The sequence below is a fragment of the Marinilactibacillus piezotolerans genome (assembly GCF_900114235.1).
Taxonomy (GTDB): Bacteria; Bacillota; Bacilli; order Lactobacillales; family Carnobacteriaceae_A; genus Marinilactibacillus; species Marinilactibacillus piezotolerans.
Genome location: NZ_FOSJ01000107.1, coordinates 1 through 2025 on the forward strand (window position 1 = coordinate 1; position 2025 = coordinate 2025).

Annotated in this window: 3 protein-coding genes; all 3 read left to right on the forward strand. The window is 32.9% G+C overall.

Going from position 1 to position 2025, the window contains the following annotated elements; all coding sequences use genetic code 11:
* The coding region (locus BM212_RS12770) for a hypothetical protein (RefSeq protein ID WP_218149729.1) at positions 1–362 on the forward strand (362 nt) is incomplete at its 5' end.
* A 264-nt stretch (positions 363–626) separates the two neighbouring features.
* Positions 627–1388: an SDR family NAD(P)-dependent oxidoreductase gene (locus BM212_RS12250; protein WP_091898814.1), complete on the forward strand. Its 762-nt coding sequence runs from the start codon at positions 627–629 to the stop codon at positions 1386–1388.
* A gap of 116 nt (positions 1389–1504) precedes the next feature.
* A complete protein-coding gene (locus BM212_RS12255; RefSeq protein WP_091898816.1) occupies positions 1505–1936 on the forward strand; it encodes a transposase in 432 nt (143 codons plus the stop codon).
* Positions 1937–2025: the final 89 nt, after the last annotated feature.

The window sequence follows — 2025 nt, forward strand, 5'->3', positions numbered from 1 at the left end:
AGCATTCCGGCATAAAAAAAGCCATGGATGAAAAGTATCATACATGGCACAAATATTTTGTTTATTTACCTGTCTACTTGACAGGGAGCAGTTCAAAAATTGATCCATCAACACCAAATATTATAGAGCCATTTTTGTCTAATAGGCCCAGTTTTATTAGACTTTTATGTGGATTTTGTCTGATAGGACCAGCTTTATTAGACTTTTTATGCGGATTTTGTCTGATAGAACCAGCTTTATTAGACTTTTTATGTGATTTTTGTCTGATAGCGCCAGTTCCACTAGATATTTTTGTGAATATTATCTATTATTTCAATGTAGACTATGTCATTTTTATTATGAATATAGAAACGAGAAAATAATATTAAAAGTATATTTTAATGAACAAAAATAGGAGATTAGAAAGCCTTATGTGTTTCAAATAACATTTACAAAGTTGATTAAGTGGTTCTTGCGCTACGTATTGTTTGGTCTTATTATCAGATTTTTATTTTGTCATAAATACCGCGAGATCTATCCAAAAAGTTTGGAGGGGAAAATTTCTACAAATATAGAGTAGTATGTTGTTGTGTAATTTAGTCTAGTATGTTAATGTTATCACATAAAAATAATAGGTGGTGCAATTAATGAAACAATCAATGAAAGATAAAGTTGCTGTAGTTGTAGGTGCAGGTGGTGGATCGGGTAGAATAACTGCTTTAGAGTTTGGTCGCCAAGGCGCTATGGTTGTAGTAGCAGATATGGATGAGGAGAAAGCCAAATCTTGTGCTGAAGAAATCAAGAAAAATGGAGGTAACGCTGTATCTTTTGCTTGTAATGTTAGAAATGAAGATGAAGTAAAAGCGCTTATGGATTATGCAGTGGATACTTATGGAAGAATTGATGTAGGGATTAATATTGTAGGTACGAATACAGATTTTACTGATATTACAGAAGTATCTAGCGAGAACTTCGACCTTATGTATGAAATTAATCAACGTGGGATGTATTATTGTATGAAGTATGAACTACTTGCTATGAAGAAAAATGGTAAGGGTTCAATTGTTAATATGGGCTCTGTTGGAAGTCTAGTTGGACAGAGAAAACAAGGTGCTTATAATGCGACTAAATTCGCCGTCGCAGGAATGACAAAGAGTGCGGCTCTTGATTTTGCACAAGATAACATAAGAATTAATTGTGTTTGTCCTGGTCCAATGATGTCTGATGGTATGAAGGCTGCTCTAGAAAAAGATCCAAATTTTGCAGATCAATATCTTGTTGATGTACCAACTGGAAGATTTGTGGAGCAACAAGAAGTTGCCAATGCTTTTATATTTTTAGCCTCAGATCTTGCAAGTGGAATAACAGGTGTTGCATTACCAGTTGATGGCGGAATGGCAGCAGATTAAGTTTAAAAAATATAAATAATTTTAATTAACAAGAAATCCAAAGGCAATGGCTTTTGGTATGCTCCCTTCAAAGTAGACACTGAAAAAAACAAACTACTTTGAAGGGGGCTATTTTTATGGCTAGAAAATATACTGAACCAGAATTATTACAATTTATAGAGTTCTACTTAGATGGAATTTCTCATCAAACACTCGTTGAGAAATATAACCTTAAATTATCTCGTACATCTTTTATGAGCTATGTTAAGAAGTACCAACTCCATGGAGTGAAAGGTATTGAATATCAAAAGAATAACCGTAGGTATACCAAAGAATTTAAATTACAGGTAGTAACAGAACATCTGGAATATGGATATGGGGCTAATTACTTAGCGAATAAATACAATATTCCAGCAAAAAGCACTGTAAATGCCTGGATAAACCGTTATACTGAAGGAAAGGAGAACAACACATATTCTTCAAAATCCGAGGTGTATAACATTATGGGCGTCAAAAAATCATATGAAGAAAAGATACAAATTGTAGAAGATTATATTGAGAACCACTAGTGTTGCATAAAACTTAGAATAAATGATTTTTATACATTGTTACTTTAATCACAAGTAGTTTTCATTAAAATTTCCAAAAAAGTCAATTG